The organism is Streptomyces sp. NPDC058872 (assembly GCF_042743065.1).
Taxonomy (GTDB): domain Bacteria; phylum Actinomycetota; class Actinomycetes; order Streptomycetales; family Streptomycetaceae; genus Streptomyces.
The window spans coordinates 59180-79386 of the sequence record NZ_JBHYMK010000006.1 but is presented as its reverse complement, the minus strand read 5'-3'; the positions used below and the strand labels follow the sequence as shown (position 1 = coordinate 79386).

The following is a 20207-nucleotide window of genomic DNA, read 5'->3' as shown; positions in this document are numbered from 1 at the left end:
ACCGGCACGGTGCCGGATCGGCGCCTGTCGGGGCCCGGTGCGGGCGGTGGGAGGATGCGCGGAGGGTTGGAGAGGGGCGGGAAGAGTGGGGCGTGGCGAGCGGAACACGGTCGCGAGGGGAGCGCGGCTGTATGAGGCGGCACAGGCGCTGTGCGGTGATCACGACAGGGTCGTCGAGGCGGTACAGGCGGCATGGAAGCCGCTCCAGGACGAGGCGGTGGCTCGGGAGCTCGATGCGACCCCCGTCGCCCGGCTCGAGGAGGTCACCGAGGGCCGTCTGCAGTGGGGAGGCATGGAGCGGAACGGGCTGAGGACGGTGGGCCAGGTACTCGAAGCGGGCCCCTACCGCCTACGGCAGATTCCTGGGATCGGCCGACGGACCGCCGACCAGATCTTCGCGGCCGCCCAGCGCCTGTCCGAGGCGGCGCACGAGAACGTCGCCGTGCGCATCGACGTGGACCTGCCGGAGCCGCGGACCGCTGCGCTCGTCATCGCCCTGAACCCGTTGGTGGAGGCAGGACCGAACGGACGGCGGGCGGTCGGTACGGCCCAAGGCCTGGTACGACGGCTCGGTCCACTGCTAGCTGACGCCGGACCGGCCACCGGACGGTTGCGAATGCTCCTGGCAGGCCAAGAGAGGCGGTCCCGGGCGCTGGCCGCGGTCGACGGCATTCGGTCGCTTGTGGAAGACGCGGACCGGGTGGGGGTGCTCGAACTCCTCGCCCAGGCGTCGGTGGATCTGCTGCGTGAGCCCGCGACCGACAACGCGGCCTGGGTCGACTTCGAGCTGCGTTCCGCCGAGTACTACAGCCTGCTGGCCGAGATGCCCGGGCAGGTGCCGGACGTGGGCGCCACCCAGGGGTTCTTGCCCGACAAGCTCGCCGAGCGGGTACGACGCCAGCGCCTCGATGATTCCCGCCTGAGCGTTTCCCTGCGTGGGTATCAGGAGTTCGGCGCGAGGTTCGTCCTCGCCCAACGCAAAGTGGTGCTCGGTGATGAGATGGGGCTCGGCAAGACCATCCAGGCGATTGCGGCGCTGACGCATCTGGTCACCAAGGGGCAGAGCCATTTCATGGTCGTCTGTCCGCCGAGCCTCCTGGTGAACTGGGTGCGCGAGATGGAGGCCCGCAGCACGCTGAGGCCCGTTCTCCTGTACGGCCCCGACCGGCACGAAGGATTCGACGACTGGAAGAGGCAGGGCGGGGTCGGGGTGACCACCTTCGACGCGTTGCGTGGATTCCCCGCCCCGGGCAACGACGAGGTCGGGATGCTCGTTGTGGACGAGGCGCACTTGGTGAAGAACCCGAAGGCACTGAGGTCTCAGGCGGTCGCCCAGTGGGTGGAGCGCTCTGAGCGCGCCCTCTTCATGACCGGCACCCCGATGGAGAACCGGGTCGGGGAGTTCCGCAATCTGATCCGAATGCTCCGTCCCGGCCTTGCGGACTCCTTGACGCAAGGGGACGCCCTGACCGACTCGGTGGCCTTCCGCAAGGCCGTCGCGACGGTCTATCTACGGCGCAACCAGAAGGACGTGCTGGCGGAGCTGCCCGTGCTCCAGCACACCGACGAGTGGGAGGAGTTGAGTGTCTCTGACGAGGAGGTCTACCGAGAGGCGGTGCGCGCCGGCAACTTCATGGCGATGCGCAGGGCTGCGTACATGCGCCCCGAGAAGTCGGCCAAGCTGGAGCGGCTCCGTGAGATCGTTCGGGAGGCTGGTGAGAACGGGCAGAAGACGGTGGTCTTCTCCTATTTCAAGGACGTTCTGGGCGTGGTGGGGGAGGCCCTGGCCACCGGTTCTCCCGTCCACGGTCCGCTCACGGGCGGAGTCCCGGCCGCGCGACGGCAGCAGGTCGTCGACGACTTCGTGGCCGTGTCCGGGCCCGCGGTGCTGCTGGCGCAGGTGCAGGCGGCGGGCATCGGCCTCAATATCCAGGCGGCGTCCGTGGTCGTCATCTGCGAACCGCAGACCAAGCCGACCATCGAGCAGCAGGCGGTGGCTCGGGTCCATCGCATGGGCCAGCTCAGGCGGGTGCGGGTGCACCGTCTGCTCGCCACCGGCGGGGTGGACGAGAGCATGGTGAGGATGCTGGAGCGCAAGACCCGCCTCTTCGACTCGTACGCCCGGCGCAGCGTTGTTGCCGAGGCCACCCCGGACGCGGTCGATGTCTCCGATGTCGGGATCGCTCGCAGGATCGTCGAGGAGGAACAGGTGCGACTGGGCATGACGGACGAGGGGCCCACGGCAGCCGAGTGAGGCGGCGAGTCGCACAGTGGGCGGTGTCCACAGCACGGGCAGGGGCAGCGGGCTCTGTGAAGCGGTCGGCGTGGTGGGTGCCGAGGCGGGCGTCGAGGTGCAGGAGGGCGCCGAGGGCGGCGGGTTGGTCGTAGGGGAGGTCGGTGCGGGGGAGGTAGCGGTCGAGGTAGGCGGTGAGGACCTCGGCGTCGGCGTGGGTGCCGAGGCGGGCCAGGGCGAAGCAGTAGGCGCTGCCGGAGTAGCAGACCTCGCCGGCCAGGAGCAGGTCGCCGATGCGTGCCCGGAACCGTTCGCGGCGGTCGACGCCGATCAGCCAGCCGGCGGTGAGGCGCGAGCGCCATTCGTACCCGAGGAGGGCTGCCAGTTCCTCGTCGTTGATCGCGGCGGCGTCAGCGATCATGTGCCGGGTAAAGCGTGTGGTGTGCCACCACCGGGGGCCCAGGAACCGCCCGCCGTTCAGTACGAGATAGCGCGGGAGTCCCCCGTACGTCCTCGTCACGTAGCTCTCGACCACATGGCCGTAGCCGATCTCCTCGGGGCGCTGGGACGGCATCGGTCACCTCTCCGGGGACAGGTCGGTACGGTCGATCCAGGTGGGGGAGACGAAGATGTTGTCGCCGGCGGGGGCTTCGGAGGCTTCCAGTAGGGACCAGGTGCGGGACTCTTCGACCAGGTGCTCCCAGGGCGCGGTCCAGTCGAGTTCCCCATCCAGGCCGGGACCGGAGATGCCGTACGTGCGGCCGGCGTCCACTCGCCAGAACTGGGAGTAGAGGATCACCTGGGCGTGGTCGGCCAGGTCGTTGACGATCTCGGTGAAGTGGGCCGAGGGCCAGCCTGGGGCGTTGTCCGCAGCGGTGGGGCGTAGGCGTGCGGTGAGCGGTGGGACGACGGGGGTGCGTGCGCCGAGTTCGGTCAGCTCCCAGCGGATGCCGACGGACTCGGTCCAGTCCGGTGGGGTTGCCCGTTCCCGGCAGGCGCGGTAGGCGCGGCGCAGGGGCCCGACGGCACCGTTGATCTCCAGGCTCGCCAGGGCCATGGCCGCCCGTTCGCGGACGGTCGGGTTGTCGCTGTCCAGTAGGCCGATGAGAGCGGGGCCGCAACGGGGATCGCCCACCTCCTCGAAGACCTCGATGGCGCTCAGCTGACCGAAGCCGCCGAGGGAAGGCAGGCCATTGATGACGGTGGGTATGGCGTCGGCGCCGATCCAGATCAGCTCCGCGCGGGCGTCGTAGGACTCGTCGGCCTTGCCGTCGAGCTGCTGGACGAGTGTCTCGATGTGGGAGGTCATGACGCGGAGTGGTCCCGGCGCCAGAAGGTGGGAAGCCACCAGCAGAGCACCGAGCCGTCGTCGGGCCACGGAGCGCGGTCCTCGGCCGTCCAGTCCTCGAAGGAGTCCCGTGTCAGATCGATGGGGCGCCAGGCGGGGTCGAGCGGCTCGTCCTCGGCCGGAGGGCGGGCGTACCGGCGGCCGTGCTCGTCGCAGGCGCCGAAGTCCTGGTAGTTCCGCTGGGCCTCGATCAGGGAGACCTTGTTGGCCCCGCCAGCCACGGTGGGCCAGCGGAACTGGACCCCGTCGTCCTCCCAGAAGCAGACGGGGCAGATCTCGTACGAGCCGGGCATCGCGCCCAGCACGCGGTGCCCGCAGCACGGGCAGGGGTAGGAGTCGCTCACCTGCGCAGTCTCTTTGCAGGTCCTGCCGGTGTGCCAGGGATTTCGCTGCCTCGGAGCCCCCGGCCAGTCCGCAGGACACCCGTAAACGGCCGTCGGGAGCCAACGCATGCCAACCGGGAAATCCCAGGTCAGAGCCCTAGAGGGGGCTCCGCCGCAGGTCAGGATCAGCCCGCAGACATTCCGCTTCAACGTCTGATCGCATGTATGGAGGCAGCCTGACCTGCGGGAACGCGGGTCAGGCCGTCGCGCTGTCCGCATCAGTCCGTAGAACGGTTCGACGTGGCACGGCTGCGTCGTGCATTCGGGCCGCGGCAGCGACCTGGAGTCAACCGGCCGTCGCAACATCGGGTTCTAGTAGATGCTCGTTCGATCGCCTCGCCGTTCGCATGGCGCGCGACGCTCATGGGCGCCGTGACCGTCGTCTGGCCCCGTCTCTCACCAGCCGTGTCGCCATCGAGGCGCAGCCTACCGCCCCTGCCCTTCTCGTGGGCTCGACCTCTTCGTCGTTCCGGTGGACGATCGACGTCGAGGCGTCGATCAGCACTGACGCATTGACGTAATATTTACGTCACTCTAGGGTGGGGGCATGCTCTTCCCCACGCCTGCTCTCACCGCCGAGGATCAGCGCGTTCTCGGCGAGATCGAAGACCTTCGTCGCTCGTTGCGCCTCCAGGTCCGGTCCACTCCGGTGAAGTGGACCGAAGGGCTGCGCAAGTTCTTGACCGCGGATGCGGTGGCGGCCTCCAACTCGATCGAGGGTTTCAGGGTGTCCACGGTCGACGTCGAGGACTTGCTGGAGGGCGAGCGGGATGTTGACGTCTCCGAGGAGGATCGCGAGGAGACGCTGGCCTATCAGCGGATGATGACCTATATCCAGACGCTGCATGACGTCGCGGACTTCCGGTACAGCAAGGAGTTGCTCAACGCGCTGCATTGGATGCTGCAGGGACACCGGAACGCCCCGCGGAAGCCGGCCGGGCAGTGGCGCCGTGGTGCGGTGTACGTGACAGACGCCCGCGACCCCAGTATCGCGGCATATACGGCACCGGACGCAGTCGAGGTGCCTGCCTTGACGGGTGAACTGGTCGACTGGCTGAACACGGACGACGGCTCGCACCCGCTGGTGCGGGCCGCCATGGCGCATCTCCACCTCGTTGCCATCCACCCATGGGCGGATGGCAACGGCCGCATGTCCCGATCCCTCCAAACGCTCATGATCGCGAGACAGGGAGAACTGGCTCCCGAGTTCTCCTCGATCGAGGCTTGGCTGGGGCGCCCCGGCAATACCTGGGAGTGCTATCGCGAGTTGCAGCGTCGGGGGGCCACCTACCGCCCCGACCAGGACGTCTCCGATTGGATCCGTTTCAACCTCACCGCGTACCACCAGCAGGCGCAGACCGTACGCAATCGCCTGGATCGTTCGAGTCGGGTGTGGCTCCTGCTGGGTGAGTTCGCGGAGAGCCGGGGGCTGGACGAGAGGGTGGTTTCCGCCCTGCACGATGTGGCGATGTCCGGGCGGGTGCGTCGTACACGCTACGAACGAGCGGAGGACCTGAGTCTGCAGCGAGCCCAACGCGACCTGCGGGACCTGGTCGCGGGCGAGGTCCTGACATCGGTCGGCCGCACCCGTGCCCGCTTCTACACCGCCGGCCCCGCCTTTCCGGGGTCGGCTCTTGAAGCGGCCCGGACGCCGTTGGCACTGGCTGATCCGTACACGCACTGAGGGCATCTCGCGAACTGCCGAATCAGTCACGATGGGCGGTGCGGAACAGGCGCACTCGGGGCACGCGCAACTTGTTGTTCGCTCCGCTGTCCATGGCCGGCGGAGCTGGACCTCGTCGTCCTCCCGGAACCAGATCGGCCAGACTTCGTGCGAGCCGGGCATCTCGCCCAGCACGCGGTGCCCGCAGCATGGGCAGGGGTAGCGGTCGCTCACCTGGGCAGTTTCCTTGTGCCGGTCCCGCCCGTGTGTCATGGATTTCTCTGCCTCGGCACCCCCGGCCAGTCCGCAGCCAGTCCGCGGGACACCCGTAAACGGCCGTCGGGGGCCAACGTACGCCAATGAGGAGATCCCATTTCAGAGCCCTGGAGGGGGCTCCGCAGCAGGTCAGGATCGGGGTTCAGGTATTCCGCTTCAACAACCGACATATCGTCGACGACTGTGCCCGAACCGCTTGCTGGTGGGTCGATCACAGGCCCGTCCGTAGGGAGTCCTCGCCCCTGGGGCAGTGGCAGGTCTGGTCGGCGTGAGACCGCCTCAGACCTTGACGACCTCCACGGAAGGGCCGCACAGGAGTGTCAGCTCCTCATACGCCTCCGTCGGCCTCCGCCTCCTGGGGAAGGCCGACCGAGTCCTCGGACGCCGCCTCCCGTCGCCGTCCGGGCGTCCTGGTCGCAGACGGGTCCGGACGGGTGCCTTGCGTCCGCGTTCCGGGGGGTCGATTGGTGGGTAAAACCCCAGATGGAGGCTGATTCGATGCCGTGGTTCGTATGGCTGCTCGCCGCCGGAGTGCTTGGGGTCGCGGAGTTCTTCACCCTGACCCTGGTCTTCGGGTTGCTGGCGGGCGCCGCGCTGGTTGCCGCTGTGGTCGCCGGTGTCGGCATCGGGCTTTTCGGTCAGCTGGTGGCGCTCGGGGCAGCGGCGGCGGCGGGACTCGTCATCGTCCGGCCCGTCGCGCTGCGGCACATGACCCAAGCACCCCTTGCCCGTGAGGGCAGCGCCGCGCTGATCGGCGGGCGGGCCGAGGTCATGCAGGAGGTCACCGCGAGCCACGGCCTGATCAAGATCTCTGGTGAGGAATGGTCCGCCCGTGCTCTCGACGAGAGCCACGTGATCCCGGTGGGGGCGGTGGTGGACGTCATGGAGATCGAAGGCGCCACGGCGATCGTCTACCCCCGCGAACTTCTCCCATGAACGGCTGAACACATCCCCACGGAGGAATGGTGGATCCGGTTGTCATCCCGATTCTCGTCGCGGCGATCGTGGTTCTCTTCCTGGTGGCCGCCACGGTGCGGATCGTCCCGCAGGCGCGCCGCTACAACATCGAACGGTTCGGCCGGTACCAGCGAACGCTGCAACCCGGCCTGAACTTCGTCGTGCCGGTGGCAGACCGCGTCAACACCAAACTCGACGTGCGCGAGCAGGTGTATTCGTCCGATCCCAAGCCGGTGATCACCGAGGACAACCTCGTGGTGAACATCGATACGGTGCTCTATTACCAGATCACCGACCCGCGAGCGGCAGCCTACGAGGTCGCCGACTACCTGCAGGCGATCGATCAGCTCACCGTCACCACGCTGCGGAACCTCATCGGCTCCATGGACCTGGAGGAGACGCTCACCTCGCGCGAGGAGATCAACGCCCGGCTCCGTACCGTCCTCGACGATGCCACCGGCAAGTGGGGCATCCGGGTCAACCGCGTCGAGATCAAGGCCATCGATCCGCCGCATTCCATCCAGGAGGCGATGGAGAAGCAGATGCGGGCCGAGCGGGACAAGCGCGCCGCCATCCTGCACGCCGAAGGGGAGCGGCAGGCCAAGATCCTCACCGCCGAGGGCACGAAGCAGAAGGACATCCTGGAGGCCCAGGGCACGCAGCAGGCCATGATCCTGCGGGCGGACGGCGAGGCGAAGGCGGTGGAACTGGTCTTCCAGGCCGTTCATCGCAACAACGCCGACTCGAAGGTCCTGGCCTACAAGTACCTCGAGACGCTTCCGCATCTGGCGAGGAGCGACAACAACACGTTCTGGGTGATCCCGGGGGAGCTGACCGAGGCGATGCGCACCGTCACCAGCGCCTTCGGCGATCGGTCGACTACGGGTCTTCCCGGATCCGCGCAGCCGGAGGAAGCGACCGCCGGCGATGCCGATGGCGTGTCGGACGAAGGCGGGTCCCCGGAGCTTGAAACCGGCTCGCCGCTCTCGCTCGACGCCGCCACGGCTGCTGACGAGGTCGCGCAGCAGGCTGCCGCCGTGGTGAGCGACGCGAAGGCCGAGGCCGAGGCCGCCGGCGCGCCCCAGGTGCCGGGCCGGGGACAGAACTCCAGCGACTGAGCGCCGGAGGCAGAGCTCCGGGAACCCCGCTGTGACCACTCCCGCAGCAGGTCGCCGTCGGGGTCTCCGAGCGGGCCGGTTCCCTCACCGTGACCCTGCCCATGACGATTTCCTTGACCGGTGGGTGCTCGCCCGTCACCGCCGTGCTCGCCGCCGCACGCCACGACCGATGATCCCGGCGGAGGCGCGCCCCGACGATGGACGACCACGCTGGTCCGTCAGTCGTCTGTGACACTGTCCGGACTGCTCTCCGTACCGTTGTTCGTACCGCGAAGCGAGTGGCGCCGGACGCGAGCCCCGGCGAGTACGAGGACCGCCTCCGGGCGATCGCCGCGCAGTGGTGCCAGACCGGCATGGGGGGCGCCGACAAGGGGAGGGGACAGTAACCGATGGACAAGAAGTGGCTGCCGCTGACGGTCGTGCTCGGCGCCGCCGGGGTGGCCGTCGTGACGGCGAGCTTCTGGCCTGAAGGCGAGAGGCCGCCGCTGCCGCAGACGCTGTGTCACGGGGCGCTCAGCCGGCAGACGGCGGAACTGATCGACGACGGGAAGGGGGGCGAGGTCAGCACGGAGGAGTGGGAGAGCAAGGGCAAGAGCACCGATTACGCGGTGTTCAAGGGGTGCCACGTGCAGCGCGCCGATGCGGACAGCGACTACCCCCGAGGGGTCTACACCCTGATCATCGATGACAACCGGAACGACCCTCACTACAGGCCCAAGAACGCCGTCCCCCTTGGCCCCGGCTTCACCGGCTGGGTGCTTCCCGACAAGGCCGAGGCCAACCTGCCCGCCGGTTGTGCCGCCCGCATGGGCTCGACGGCGCCGAACATCACGGTGACGTTCATAGCGCCCTCGAAGAAGGGGGAAGAGGAGGAGAAGGACCTCGTCGACCCGGACGCCCCCGAGATCCGCAACAACGCGGCCGTCGTGCGGGAAGCCGCCACCAAGCTCGCCAGGAAGTACGGCTGCACCGCCTGACCGTCAGCTGACCGTGGACCGTGCACAACGAGCCGCGCTGCTCCCGCACGGTGCCGGCGCTCACGCCCGCAGATACGCCAGCACCGCGAGCACCCGGCGGTGCCCCTCCGTGCCCACCGGCAGGTCCAGCTTGCTGAAGATGTTGCCGATGTGCTTGTTCACGGCCGCCTCGCTGATGAACAGGTGCTTGGCCAGGCTCGCGTTGCTGCGGCCCTCCGCGACCAGCGCGAGCACCTCGCGCTCGCGGGCGCTGAGCCGCTCCAGCGGGTCCTGGTGCAGCCGGACCAACTGCTGGATGACCTCGGGGTCCACCACGGTCCCGCCGGCGGCGACCCGCTCGATCGCGGAGGTGAAGTCCGCCACCGCGCCCACCCGTTCCTTGAGCAGGTAGCCCACCCCTGCGCCGCCGCCCGAGTCCAGCAGGCGCAGCGCGTAGGACCTCTCCACGTACTGGCTGAGCACGAGCACGGGCAGTCCGGGGAAAGCCGTGCGCAACTCGACCGAGGCGCGCAGTCCGTCGTCGCCGAGCGACGGAGGCATCCGGACGTCCGTGACGATCAGGTCGGGCCGGTCGGCGCGGACCGCCTCGACCAGGGCGTCGGCATCGCCGACGGCCGCCACCACGTGGTGGCCGACCCGTTCCAGCAGCCCGACGAGGCCTTCGCGCAGCAGTACGGCGTCCTCGGCCACGATCAGGCGAAGCGACACGGGACCTCCACGTGCACCAGGGTGGGGCCACCGATCGGACTCGACACCCGCATCCGGCCGTCGAGAGCGGCGACCCGGTCCGCGAGGCCGGTCACGCCGCTGCCCGCGGGGTCGAGTCCGCCCCGGCCGTCGTCCGTGATGTCGAGGGTGAACAGGTCGGAATGGTAGCGACCGTGGACGTGCGCGGTCGTGGCGCCGCTGTGCTTGGCGACGTTCGTCATGGCCTCGTTGATCAAGTAGTACATCGTCGTCTCTAGTTTTCTGGGCAGCCGCTGGGGCAGCTTCAGGTCCACGGCCACCGGGATGGGAAAGCGGCCCGCGTAGTCCTCGATCGCCGCGACGAGTCCGTGGTCGGCGAGGACCGGCGGGTTGAGGCCCCGGATCAGAGCACGCAACTCCTGTTGTGCAGTGGAGAGTTGGTTCTCGGCCTTGGTGAGCAGTTCGTCCTGTGTGGAGCCCTCCTCGACGTCCAGGCGCATGAGGCCCAGGACCATGCCCAAGGACACGAGGTGCTGCTGGGCCCCGTCGTGCAGGTCACGCTCGATCCGCACCCGCTCGGCGTCGAAGGAGTCCAGCAGGCGCGACTGCGAAGCGCGCACCTCGCGCAGCTCCTCGCCCAGTTCCTTGTCCCGGGGAGCGAGGAACGTACGGGCCATGACGGCGCGGGCGCCGGCCCACGAGGTCACCGCGTACGGCGAGGAGAGCAGCACGATCACGGCGAACACCGTCCACGGCCAGGTCTCCGCGGACGTCGCGGCGATCAGCGTGGCCGGCACCCCGAAGGAGAAGCCGAGCACCAGGAGGTCGAGCCACCACAGGGCCGCCGCCGACAGCAGCGTGAACACCAGCTCCCGCCAAGTGGCCTGCTCCTTGAGCCGGGTGGCCACCCAGCCGCGCAGCCCCGGGGAGTCCGGCTTGCGGTGCGGGTCGGCCAGCCGGTCGAGGTCCACCAGGCGCAACCGCCGGCGCTCCACCGTGGCCACCACGGTGGAGGCGAGGACGAGGCCGACCAACGGTGCCACGCCGATCAGCACGACGAGCAGGGCCACGCCCGCCGCCAGGCCGAGCGCGAAGACGAGGACCGCCGCGGCACCGACCAGGACGCCGCCGGTCAGATACCCGAGGGACCGCCAGGGCCAGCTGGAGGTCAGAAAGCTCAGGGGGTGCTGAGCCATGGCCTGCCAGGCCGTCGTGGGTTGCATGCGATCAACGTACCCAGGAGATCTCCACCGGATCCCCGCGGCATCGGAGTCCCCGCGCCGGGCCGTCCGGGGCGTGGGGGTAGAGCTGGCTCTACCTGAGGAGTAGAGAGCGGGCCAGTGCCCCGACCACCCCCGCACGGTGAGATCGATGCATGACGACGACGAGCCGCAGCACCCCCGCACAGAACGCGGTCGAACTCCACGGCCTCCGCAAGGTGCACGGCACCGGCGGACGACAGGTCACCGCTCTGGACGGTGTCTCCCTCGGCTTCCCCCGCGGCACCTTCAGCGCGATCATGGGCCCCTCCGGTTCCGGCAAGTCGACCCTGCTGCAGTGCGCGGCCGGCCTCGAACGGCCTTCCGAGGGGAAGATCGTCCTCGCGGGTGCGGACATCGGCCGGCAGAACGAGAAGGAGCGCACCGAACTGCGCCGCAAGCACGTCGGGTTCGTCTTCCAGGCCTTCAACCTGGTCGAGTCCCTGACGGCCGCGCAGAACGTGGAGCTCCCGTCCCGGTTCGCCGGCCGCAAGGTCAGCCGCGAGCAGGTCGAGCAGGCGCTCGCCTCCGTGGGACTCGCAGAGCGCGCCGGACACCGCCCCAGTGAGCTCTCCGGCGGTCAGCAGCAGCGCGTCGCCCTCGCCCGTGCCCTCGTCACCCGCCCCGACGTCCTCTTCGCGGACGAGCCGACCGGCGCCCTGGACACCGTCACCTCGCGCGAGGTGCTGCGGATGATGCGGATGCTGGTGGACCAGGAGGGCCAGACCACCCTGATGGTCACCCACGACCCGGTGGCCGCGGCCCACGCCGACGTCGTCATCTTCCTCAAGGACGGTCGCACCGCCGACCGCATCTCGCTCGACCGCCAGGCCGGTGTGAACAACGCCGCCGCGATCGCCACCCACATGGCCCGGCTGGAGGCCTGAGAGACATGCTGATTCTCGCGAACGTCCGTGAACGCCGGTCCGGCTTCCTCGGCGCCTTCGTCGCCGTCCTGGTCGGCGTGGCCCTGATCACCACCACCCTGGTCATCTACGACTCCGCCAAGGCCAAGGTCCAGCCGCGCTACGAAGGCACCGCGGCCCTTGCCCTGCCGCCGCAGGCCGTCGACACCGACGGCAGCCCCGAGGACCGGATGCCCTGGAACGCGTCCGAGGCCGAGCCACTGGTTTCCGGCCTGGAGAAGGTCCCGGGCGTGGCCGACGCGGTGGTGGACCGCTCCTTCTACGCCCAGGCGATCAGGGACGGCGAGCCCGTCACCGACGAGGGCGCCCTGGAGTCCGGGCACGGCTTCTCCAGCACGCAGATGGCACCGTACGAGCTGGTCTCCGGGCGGGCTCCCGCCACGACGGACGAGGTCGTCGTCGACCGCGCCCTCGGTGCGACGGTCGGCAGCGAACTCACCGTCAACACCACGCAGGGCCGAAAGCAGTTCAAGGTCGTCGGCACGGTGGACGGTCCTGGCTACTACTTCAGCGAGGAGTTCGCCGCCGGGCAGCAGCCCGGTGTCTCCACCATCGCCCTGATCCCCGACGAGGGCGCCGACACCGGTGCCGTCGTCGCTGTGGCGAAGAAGGTCGTCGGAGACCACGGCAGCGTGGTCTCCGGTGACGGACGGGCCGAGCTGCAGCCCGCGTACATCGAGCACAAGCGCTTCCTCGGCGTCCAACTGATCAGCGCCATGGCCCTGCTGGGCCTGTTCACCACGGTGTTCGTGGTGGCCTCCATGCTGGTCCTGTCGACCGGCATGCGCCGCCGCGAGATCGGCCTCCTGCGCACCATCGGCGCCTCGCCGAAGCAGATACGCCGCATGATCCTCGGTGAGGCCGCCGTGGTCGGCCTGGCCGGCTCGGTCGTGGGCTGCGTGGCCGGCGTGGCCGCGACGCCGCTGCTGCTCTCGACCCTCAAGGGCCTGGACGTCACCCCGCCCGGCATGCAGATCGGCATCGCCGCCTGGCCGCTGCTGGTGGCCTCCGTGATCGGCATCGGCGTCAGCGTGATCGGCGCCTGGAGCGCGGGCCGCAAGGCCACCGAGGTCGCCCCGATCGAGGCACTGCTCGACAGCCGCTCGGCCAACAAGGGCAGGGGGCGCGGTCGCTGGATCGCGGGCCTGTCCGTCCTCGGCCTCGGTGTCCTGCTCGCCATCGGCACCGCCACGACCACCGCCGACAGCCGCATCAACACGGGGATCTTCGCCACCATGACGCTGATCGTCGCGGCGGCCCTGCTGGCTCCCGTCTTCGTCGGACCCGTCGGACGGCTCCTGACCGCCCCGTTCCAGCGCAGCGGCAGGGCCACTCCGGTCCTGGTCCGGGCCGAACTGGTCGCCAACCCGCGCCGCGCCGCCTCCCTGGTGGCACCGGTCATCGCCGCCGTCGGCTTCGCGGTGCTGCTCAGCGGCATGGTCGAGACGATGAGGGTCGCCTACCCGGCCGGTGAGGCACTGAAGGTCGCAGGCCAGACGATCGTCACGCCGGACGGCACCCCGGGCAACACCGACGAGGTCGTCGCCGCCAACCCGGTCGGCAAGGCCGCCCTGCCGACCCGCGCGTTCGTCGGGGCGGAGAGGGCGCAGGACGGCGAGGGCGCCGGTGCGGCCACCGTCCTGGACGTCCTGGGCAGCCGGGACCCGAAGTGGAACAAGCAGGGACAGGCGGTCCTCGGCAAGAGGACGGCCGGCGAGCTGGGCCTGAAGCAGGGCCAGGAAGTCCCCGTCCGGTTCGCGGACGGCGCGACCGTCACGCTCACCGTCGCCCAGGTGCTGCCCGACGACCCGGCCCGCGGCGACTTCGTGGTCGCCCGTGACCTGGTCCGCGCCCACGACCCGGCCGCGCTCACCGACGACGTCTTCGTCCCCGCCGACGCCGAGGCCTCGGCCGCGGTGCCCGGGGTGATGCTGCACGACGCCGCCGCGTTCGCCCTGGCCGATTACAACACCGACGCCGAGCTCACCGACTCCCTCGCCACGATGCTGATCGTCATCGCCGTCGGCTACAGCGTGATCGCCGTCGCCAACAGCATGGCCATGGCGGCCCACGGCCGGCGCCGCGACTTCGCGGTGATGAAGTCGGCCGGCGGCACCGTCCGCCAGCTCCTGTTCACCTCGGCCGGCGAAACCACCCTGGTGGTCGTCATCGGCGCCGCCCTCGGCGTCCTGGTCACGCTGCCCCCGCTGGCCGGCATGGCGGCGGGCCTGTCCGAGGCCACCTCCTCGGACGTGAGCCTGCACCTGAACTCCGGCTCCGTCGTCACCGCAGTCATCGGCACGCTGGCGGCGGCCGTGCTCGCGGGGATCGCGGTCACGGCGAAGACGCTCAGGCGGCAGGCGGCGTAAGGCTCCCAGGGGGCGAGGGACCGGAGCGCGGCGCCCTCACTCGCGCGCCGCGTGCAGCAGTGAGCCGAGCTGGGTCCGCGAGCGGACACCGAGCTTGCGGTACACGCGGGTCAGGTGGTTCTCGACGGTCTTGGCGCTCAGGAACATGCGCGCCGCCACCTCGCGGTTGCTGGCGCCCTCGCCCACGAGCGCCGCGATCTGTCCCTCCGCGGGCGTCAGGGACTCGAAGAGCCGACGCACCGGTGCGGCCCGGTCGTCGGTGCGCGACTCGCCCGGGCGGCCGGTGCCGCAGCGTTCGAGGGCGTCGGCCGCCTGCTGCCGCCAGGGGAGGGCGGTGCAGTCGGTGAACAGCGCCAGCGCTGCGGAGGCGGCCTGTCGGGCGGGCGCGGACCGCCGCCTCCGGCGCTCGATCGCGCTTCTGACGAGCAGGCATTCCCCCTGTTCGAGCGGCTGGGCAAGCATCGAGAAGCCGCGCTCGGCCTCGCCCAGCAGCGCGATCGCTCGGTCCGGGTCGCCTTCGGACGCCTGGAGCACGGCCTGTGCCCTGTGCAGTTGGAAGGTCACGGCACAGGCGGACGGATCGGCGACGTCCCGGGCCAGTTCGGTGCGCGTTTCGGCGATCAGTTCCGACGCTTCCCGCAGTCTGCCGAGGCGGGCCAGCCCGGTGGCGAGGTCGGCGTGCCACCGCAGGACCACGGGGGCCTGCAGTCCGTGCGTGCGCTCCGCCTCGCGCACCCGCTCAAGCATCGCCGTGCCGCGCGGGACGTCGCCGGAACGCATCAGGGCCTGTCCGAGCACGTGCAGGCCGCGCCCCAGGAAGATGGTGTCCTGCTCCTGCTCCGAAGCACGGACGGAATGCTCGGCGAAGGACGTCGCGCGCTCCAGGCAGCCTCCGGCCAGCTCGGCCACCGCGAGGCTGTACCAAGCCGGCCCCGGGCTCGTACCGAGTTCCCGTACGACGCGCACGGCGCGGTCGGCGAAGTCGAGTGCTTCGCCGCACCGCCCCATCCGGGCCGACGTCTCCGCCACGGAACGCAGCACCACCACCAGTTCGTCGTCCAGACCGCGTTCGACCTGGGCGAGCATGCGGAGCAGGTCGGTGCGCGCCTCGACGAGCCGGTCGTCGAAGAACGCGAAGCGGGCCGCGTTGAACCGCGGCGTCACGTGCAGCAGCCCGGGGGGCGCCACGTCCGGCAGGGCCAGGGCGGCGGTGAGCGCCCGCTCGGACTCGGCCGGGCGACCGGTGACCCTGGCGGAGACGGCCTGCATCGTCAGGGCGATCGCCTCGGTCGTGGCGTCCCCTGCCGTACGGGCCAGCACGGCGGCGGTCGCGGCCTCCACGCCGCTGGCCTCGTGCATGCCCTTGACCATCGCCGCCCATGACAGGCGCAACCGCACCGGAGCCAACAGCGCCGGGTCGTCCCCGGCGTCCACGAGGGCACCGGCGAACACCTCGTCCATTCCCGCGAGGGCCTGGCCGGAGAGGTCGATCAGCGCCTGCCGCACCCGAACCCGTTGGGAGGGGTGCGCGTCGGCGGCCAGCACGGCGTCCGCGGCCCGGTGGACGATGTCCGGCAGGGCGCCCGCAGCCCCCACTTCCGCGGCGCAGACCAGCCACTCCAGCCGTTCGGCGTCGCGGTCGGCCGGGGTGCGGTCGGCGGCCAGTAGGTACAGTTCGGCTCCCAGGGCGCGGGCCCCGTTGCGGCAGGCGGTCTCGGCGGCGGTCACCAACGAGCGGGTGAGGGCGGCGTCGGGACTCGACGAAGCCAGGGCCCGGTGCCGGACCCGACTGGCGGCGTCACTGACCACGGAGGCCAGGGTGAGGTGCGCGCGCCCCCGTTCGGCTGCCGACGCCAGGTCCGCCACGACACCGGCGACCGTCGGCGGCGTGAAGCGGATCGTGCCGTCGTCGTCCAGGAGCAGTCCCGCCGCGGCGGCGGCCACCACATCGGCGTGTTCGCGCCCTGCCCTGCGCAGCAGGTCGACGGTGGGTCGGCCTGCCAGGGCGGCCGTCAGGACGGTCGTCCGCGCCTGCGCGGGCAGCAGGCCGAGCCGGTCGGCGATCAGCCGGTGCAGCAAGGGGGGCAGCGGTACCGGGCGACGGCCCCCCGGAAGCCGGTCGCCGAAGGCTCCGGCGAGCGCCAACGCCAGGAACGGGTTGCCCCCGGAGTCGGCGTGCAGCTTGTTGGCGACACGCTCGTGCAGCGCGTACTCCGCCAGGAGCTCTGCCGATTCCGCGGGAGTGAGCGGCGGTACGGGGATTTCCTCGGTGTCCGGGAGGACCCGTGGCCCCGGGCGGGCGGCGGCGACCACGCGGAACCGGTCGCCCCTCACGCGGCGGATGGCGTAGGCGAGGACGTCGGAAGAGGTCGTGTCGATCCACTGGGCGTTGTCGAGGAGCAGCAGCACCGGCTCTTCGGCGGCGAGGCGTTCGAGCAGGGCCTGCCACGCCAGCCGGCTCTCGCGCGGCTCCGGGGCGCCCCGGGTCGCGCCGCCGTGCGCCCGCAGGGCCGTGACGTCCACGGATGCCCGCAGCCGTTCCGGGACCTGACGGACGAAGCGGTGGGGGATCTGCCGCAGCAGATCGGCCAGTGCCGTGCCGGCCATCCACCGGTCGTGCTCGGCACCGGTGACCTGAAGCACCCGTCCGCCCGCACGGCGGGCCGCCACGGCCAGGGCATCGAGCACGGAGCTCTTGCCGATGCCGCTCGGACCGGTGAGGAGCACGCGCCGTCCGGCTGCGGTGCGCGTCTCGACGGAGTCCAGCAGCTCCGTCCTGCCGATGAGGAACGGCCCGTCCGCGGGCCCGTTGAGCGAGTTCAGGGCGTGTTCGATCATGTGGCCCGCCCCCTTGGTTCCGGCGTCGGGAGGTCTGCCGGTTGACCATAACCAGTGGTGGTGGGGGGTGCAATGGCCGGTGAACGCCCGGCGTGCGGGGCCCCGGGGACGGGGCCCGGCCGCCGGGGGGGTGGGGAGGGGCGGGGGGGGTGTGTTTTTAAAAACATAAGCTGCCCGCCACACTTAGATTGTTTATATAGGGGGGTGGGGGGTGTTTTTTGTCCTCCCGGGGGGGGGGGGGGGGGGGCGGCGGGGGGGGCGCGCCGGGGGGGGGGGGGCCGGCGGCCCCCCCCCCCCCCCCGCCGGGGAGGTCGTCAGGGACGGGGGTGCTCCTGACGGATCCGGTTTACGGCTGGTAGTCGGCGACGTCCAGTGTCACGTCGTCGACCAGGAAGGCGGTCGGGAGGCTGGAGTCCTCGCTGCCGATGAAGCGGATCATCACGGTCTGGTCCGCGAACGGCGACAGGTCGACGCCGTGTCGGACGTAGTCGGCCGACTGCTCGATGTTCGTGTGCGTCTTCAGGGTGTCGAGCAGCGTCCCTTCCTCGGACCACACCTGGACCCGGAGGAAGTCCCAGGCCCGGGTGTTGCCCTCCATGCTGGCCACGCGCAGCGAGTAGTTGAGCGTGGCGGGCCCGCAGCCCGCGGGGATGCGGACGTTCTGGGAGAACCTGTCCGTTCCCGTGGTGCCGCGGCCGTTGAGCGACGCGTACCACTGGCCCGTGTGGGGGGCGTACGTCGTCGTGTCGTCGGTGATCACGGACTCGGGGCTGGCCGTCCATCCGGTGGCGCCGTCCTCGAAGCCGGGGTTGACCAGCTTCTGGCCCTTGTCACAGGGGCCGCCGCTCACGGCGAGCGTGTAGGAGACGGCGTGCCGGGCGGAGGGGCTGGTGCCGATGATCGTGATCGGGTAGGTGCCGTTGGGGGTGGCGGAGGTGGTGGCGATGGTCACGGTCGAGCTGCCGCCCGCGGTGACCGATGCGGGGCTGAGGGTGATCGTGGCGTCCCTCGGCATGCCCAGCGTCGTGAACGCGATGTTCTCGGCCTCACCCCGCACGATGGTGGTCGCGATGTCGGTGGTGACGGACTGGCCGACGGTCACGGCGCCCGAGGAGGAGCTCAGCGACATCGAGAACTCGTTGGCGACGTTGGACGCCGTGGTGCGCAGCAGCTTGTTGGGCGAGCCCGTTCCGGGCGAGGTGACGATGCCGGTGGTGGCCTCGTTGACCATGACGTCCCGGACCTGCTGCGGTGTCCAGGTGGGGTTCTGCCCGAGGATCAGGGCGGCGTTGCCCGCGACGTGGGGGGACGCCATCGAGGTCCCGTTGAGCGTGCTGGTGGCCGTGTCACTGGTGTTCCAGGCCGAGGTGATCACGCTGCCGGGCGCGAAGATGTCCAGGCAGGTGCCGAAGTTGGAGAAGGAGGAGCGCGCGTCGCTGGAGGTCGTGGCGCCGACGGTGATCGCCGAGGGGGCGGAAGCGGGCGAGACTCCGCAAGCGTCGGCGTTCTCGTTGCCCGCAGCGACCGCGTGGCTGATGCCTGCGGCCGTCGACCGGGCCACGGCGTCGTTCATGGCCACGCTGGACGTACCACCCAGGCTCATGTTGGCCACGGCGGGCTTGACCGCGTTGGCGGTCACCCAGTCGATGCCCGCGATGACACCCGCGGTCGTTCCGCTGCCCGAGCAGTTGAGCACCTTGACGGCGACGAGGTTCACCCCCTTGGCGACGCCGTGCGCGGCGCCGCCGACGGTGCCCGCGACATGGGTGCCGTGACCCTGGCAGTCGGAGTCGACTCCGTCACCGGTGGTGTTGGTGCCCCAACTCGCGCGGCCACCGAAGTCGGTGTGGGTGGTCCGGATCCCGGTGTCGATGATGTAGGCGTGAACGTTGGTGGCCAGGACCGGGTACGCGTACGAGGAGTCCAGCGGCAGGCCGGCCTGGTCGATCCGGTCCAGTCCCCAGGACGGCGGGTTGGCCTGGGTGTCGCCGGGGCCGGGGCCGGTACCCGGGTCGGTGGGGGTCGGGTCGGTCGGCGTCGGGTCCGGGGTCGGGTCGGTCGGCGTCGGGTCCGGGGTGGGGTCCGTCGGCGTCGGGTCGGTGGGCGTCGGGTCCGGGGTGGGGTCGGTGGGCGTCGGGTCCGGGGTCGGGTCCGTCGGGGTCGGCTCCGGGGTCGGGTCCGTCGGGGTCGGCTTGGGCTTGGGACCGTTGCCGTTCCCGTTGCCGTTCCCCTTGCCCCGGGTCGAGGCGGCGGGATCGATCAGGCTGACGGTCTGGTTGGCCTCGACGCGGGCGACCGCCGGGTCGGCGGCCAGCGCGCGGGCGTCGTTCTCGCTCATGGCGAGGGAGAAGCCCTGGAGCGCCTCGCGGTAGACGTGCTCGACCTTGCCCTTGTGCTTCTTCGCGAGGCGGTCGGCGTTGGACGCCGGGTTCTGGCCGTCCTTGAGGGTCACGATGTAGCTGTCGGCGATGCGCTCGGGTGCGTCGAGGCCCTGGATCGCGGTGGTGCTGCGTGGCGCCGGGTCGGCTGGGGCCGCCGACGCCAGCGATGCCACGCCGACCGTCGTCACCGCGAGGGCGGTGGCGACGGCGGTCGACAGGAGGACACCCTGCAGGGTTCTCCCCGGAGGGATTGGTGACTTGCGCATGACAAGACCTCGGGATCTCTGGTGCCCGGCACCGTGTGCCTGCGAGCTGTTGGTGGGGAGGGCCGCCTCCGCCTTTCGGGAGGGGAAGCGGTGCCGATCACCCTAGGGACGCGACCCCTTGGAGGAATCAGGGAAACCCCCTGCATGCCCCGCTCGGTCTTCGCTGACCGCGGCTACGACCTCGACGTCTACCGCGACCGGGTCCAGGCCCGCTCGCTCCTCCGCACCCTCGTCTTCGCCGCCTACGGGGTTGAGGGCCGGGCGGCCCCGGCGAGCGGGCGACGTCCGCCCATGCGCGGGTCCAGCCGTTGGCGAAGTCGCACGGGAGGCCTCCGTACGTCCTCGTCACGTAGCGCCCGACCACGTGGTCGTGGCCGATCTCCCCGGGGTGTCGGGACGGCATAGGTCGATCCTCCGGGTCCTTTGTCGGGGCGGGTCACCCACGGCGGGGGCGGGGGTGGTGACGGCTCATCCGTGCAGTCCGATCGACCCGCCGTGCCCGGAGCCACGCCTTTTCGTCCGGTGG

At 70.7% G+C, this 20207-nt stretch carries 13 protein-coding genes and 2 pseudogenes; 7 read left to right on the top strand and 8 right to left on the bottom strand.

What is annotated here, in order from left to right:
* The first annotated feature begins 85 nt into the window (after positions 1 to 85).
* On the top strand, positions 86 to 2254 hold the full coding sequence (locus tag ACFW22_RS05455; RefSeq protein WP_386399210.1) for a DEAD/DEAH box helicase: 2169 nt from the start codon (positions 86 to 88) through the stop codon (positions 2252 to 2254).
* Between the two features lie 100 nt (positions 2255 to 2354).
* On the opposite strand, the pseudogene ACFW22_RS05450 reads toward ACFW22_RS05455, so the two are convergent.
* From ACFW22_RS05450 to ACFW22_RS05440, 3 genes and pseudogenes are all read right to left on the bottom strand, one after another.
* Positions 2355 to 2807: pseudogene (locus ACFW22_RS05450) on the bottom strand (DUF6000 family protein); the annotation flags it as partial.
* A 3-nt stretch (positions 2808 to 2810) separates the two neighbouring features.
* Complete coding sequence (locus ACFW22_RS05445) at positions 2811 to 3542, bottom strand: HEAT repeat domain-containing protein (RefSeq protein ID WP_386399207.1); 732 nt, start codon at positions 3540 to 3542, stop codon at positions 2811 to 2813.
* Complete coding sequence (locus tag ACFW22_RS05440; RefSeq protein ID WP_386399205.1) at positions 3539 to 3925, bottom strand: CPCC family cysteine-rich protein; 387 nt, start codon at positions 3923 to 3925, stop codon at positions 3539 to 3541. The genes ACFW22_RS05445 and ACFW22_RS05440 overlap by 4 nt, the downstream gene beginning before the upstream one ends.
* A gap of 586 nt (positions 3926 to 4511) precedes the next feature.
* Here ACFW22_RS05440 and ACFW22_RS05435 point away from each other — a divergent pair.
* Positions 4512 to 5648, top strand: coding sequence for a Fic family protein (locus ACFW22_RS05435; protein ID WP_386399202.1), 1137 nt, complete (start codon positions 4512 to 4514; stop codon positions 5646 to 5648).
* 102 nt (positions 5649 to 5750) lie between these two features.
* On the opposite strand, the pseudogene ACFW22_RS05430 reads toward ACFW22_RS05435, so the two are convergent.
* Positions 5751 to 5900, bottom strand: a pseudogene (locus tag ACFW22_RS05430) (CPCC family cysteine-rich protein); the annotation flags it as partial.
* Between the two features lie 501 nt (positions 5901 to 6401).
* On the opposite strand from ACFW22_RS05430, the gene ACFW22_RS05425 reads away from it, so the two are divergent.
* The 3 genes from ACFW22_RS05425 (at position 6402) to ACFW22_RS05415 (ending at position 8955) form a co-directional block, all read left to right on the top strand.
* Positions 6402 to 6839, top strand: a complete 438-nt coding sequence (locus tag ACFW22_RS05425) for an NfeD family protein (RefSeq protein ID WP_386399197.1) — start codon at positions 6402 to 6404, stop codon at positions 6837 to 6839.
* 29 nt (positions 6840 to 6868) lie between these two features.
* On the top strand, positions 6869 to 7978 hold the full coding sequence (locus tag ACFW22_RS05420) for an SPFH domain-containing protein (RefSeq protein WP_386399509.1): 1110 nt from the start codon (positions 6869 to 6871) through the stop codon (positions 7976 to 7978).
* Positions 7979 to 8367: 389 nt separating this feature from the next.
* Positions 8368 to 8955: a hypothetical protein gene (locus ACFW22_RS05415; protein WP_386399194.1), complete on the top strand. Its 588-nt coding sequence runs from the start codon at positions 8368 to 8370 to the stop codon at positions 8953 to 8955.
* A gap of 60 nt (positions 8956 to 9015) precedes the next feature.
* Here the strand turns inward: ACFW22_RS05415 and ACFW22_RS05410 are convergent, their stop codons facing one another.
* Positions 9016 to 9663, bottom strand: a complete 648-nt coding sequence (locus ACFW22_RS05410) for a response regulator (protein WP_386399192.1) — start codon at positions 9661 to 9663, stop codon at positions 9016 to 9018.
* On the bottom strand, positions 9648 to 10865 hold the full coding sequence (locus ACFW22_RS05405) for a sensor histidine kinase (RefSeq protein WP_386399189.1): 1218 nt from the start codon (positions 10863 to 10865) through the stop codon (positions 9648 to 9650). The genes ACFW22_RS05410 and ACFW22_RS05405 overlap by 16 nt, the downstream gene beginning before the upstream one ends.
* A 152-nt stretch (positions 10866 to 11017) precedes the next feature.
* On the opposite strand from ACFW22_RS05405, the gene ACFW22_RS05400 reads away from it, so the two are divergent.
* Both ACFW22_RS05400 and ACFW22_RS05395 read left to right on the top strand, forming a co-directional pair.
* Positions 11018 to 11788, top strand: a complete 771-nt coding sequence (locus ACFW22_RS05400; protein WP_386399186.1) for an ABC transporter ATP-binding protein — start codon at positions 11018 to 11020, stop codon at positions 11786 to 11788.
* Between the two features lie 5 nt (positions 11789 to 11793).
* Positions 11794 to 14196 carry an ABC transporter permease gene (locus ACFW22_RS05395; RefSeq protein WP_386399183.1) on the top strand — a complete coding sequence of 801 codons (2403 nt, stop codon included), beginning with the start codon at positions 11794 to 11796 and terminating at the stop codon, positions 14194 to 14196.
* 36 nt (positions 14197 to 14232) lie between these two features.
* Here the strand turns inward: ACFW22_RS05395 and ACFW22_RS05390 are convergent, their stop codons facing one another.
* Together ACFW22_RS05390 and ACFW22_RS05385 are read right to left on the bottom strand one after the other, a co-directional pair.
* Complete coding sequence (locus ACFW22_RS05390) at positions 14233 to 17034, bottom strand: AAA family ATPase (RefSeq protein WP_386399181.1); 2802 nt, start codon at positions 17032 to 17034, stop codon at positions 14233 to 14235.
* A gap of 346 nt (positions 17035 to 17380) precedes the next feature.
* Positions 17381 to 19681 (bottom strand): S8 family serine peptidase, encoded by a 2301-nt coding sequence (locus ACFW22_RS05385; RefSeq protein ID WP_386399178.1) that lies wholly within the window; start codon positions 19679 to 19681, stop codon positions 17381 to 17383.
* Between the last annotated feature and the right edge of the window lie 526 nt (positions 19682 to 20207).

Bases quoted from the DNA above. Each gene is read 5' to 3' on its own strand.
- ACFW22_RS05445 (WP_386399207.1), bottom strand. From the start codon at position 3,542: ATGACCTCCCACATCGAGACACTCGTCCAGCAGCTCGACGGCAAGGCC.
- ACFW22_RS05435 (WP_386399202.1), top strand. From the start codon at position 4,512: ATGCTCTTCCCCACGCCTGCTCTCACCGCCGAGGATCAGCGCGTTCTC.
- ACFW22_RS05425 (WP_386399197.1), top strand. From the start codon at position 6,402: ATGCCGTGGTTCGTATGGCTGCTCGCCGCCGGAGTGCTTGGGGTCGCG.
- ACFW22_RS05415 (WP_386399194.1), top strand. From the start codon at position 8,368: ATGGACAAGAAGTGGCTGCCGCTGACGGTCGTGCTCGGCGCCGCCGGG.
- ACFW22_RS05405 (WP_386399189.1), bottom strand. From the start codon at position 10,865: ATGCAACCCACGACGGCCTGGCAGGCCATGGCTCAGCACCCCCTGAGC.
- ACFW22_RS05400 (WP_386399186.1), top strand. From the start codon at position 11,018: ATGACGACGACGAGCCGCAGCACCCCCGCACAGAACGCGGTCGAACTC.
- ACFW22_RS05395 (WP_386399183.1), top strand. From the start codon at position 11,794: ATGCTGATTCTCGCGAACGTCCGTGAACGCCGGTCCGGCTTCCTCGGC.
- ACFW22_RS05390 (WP_386399181.1), bottom strand. From the start codon at position 17,034: ATGATCGAACACGCCCTGAACTCGCTCAACGGGCCCGCGGACGGGCCG.
- ACFW22_RS05385 (WP_386399178.1), bottom strand. From the start codon at position 19,681: ATGCGCAAGTCACCAATCCCTCCGGGGAGAACCCTGCAGGGTGTCCTC.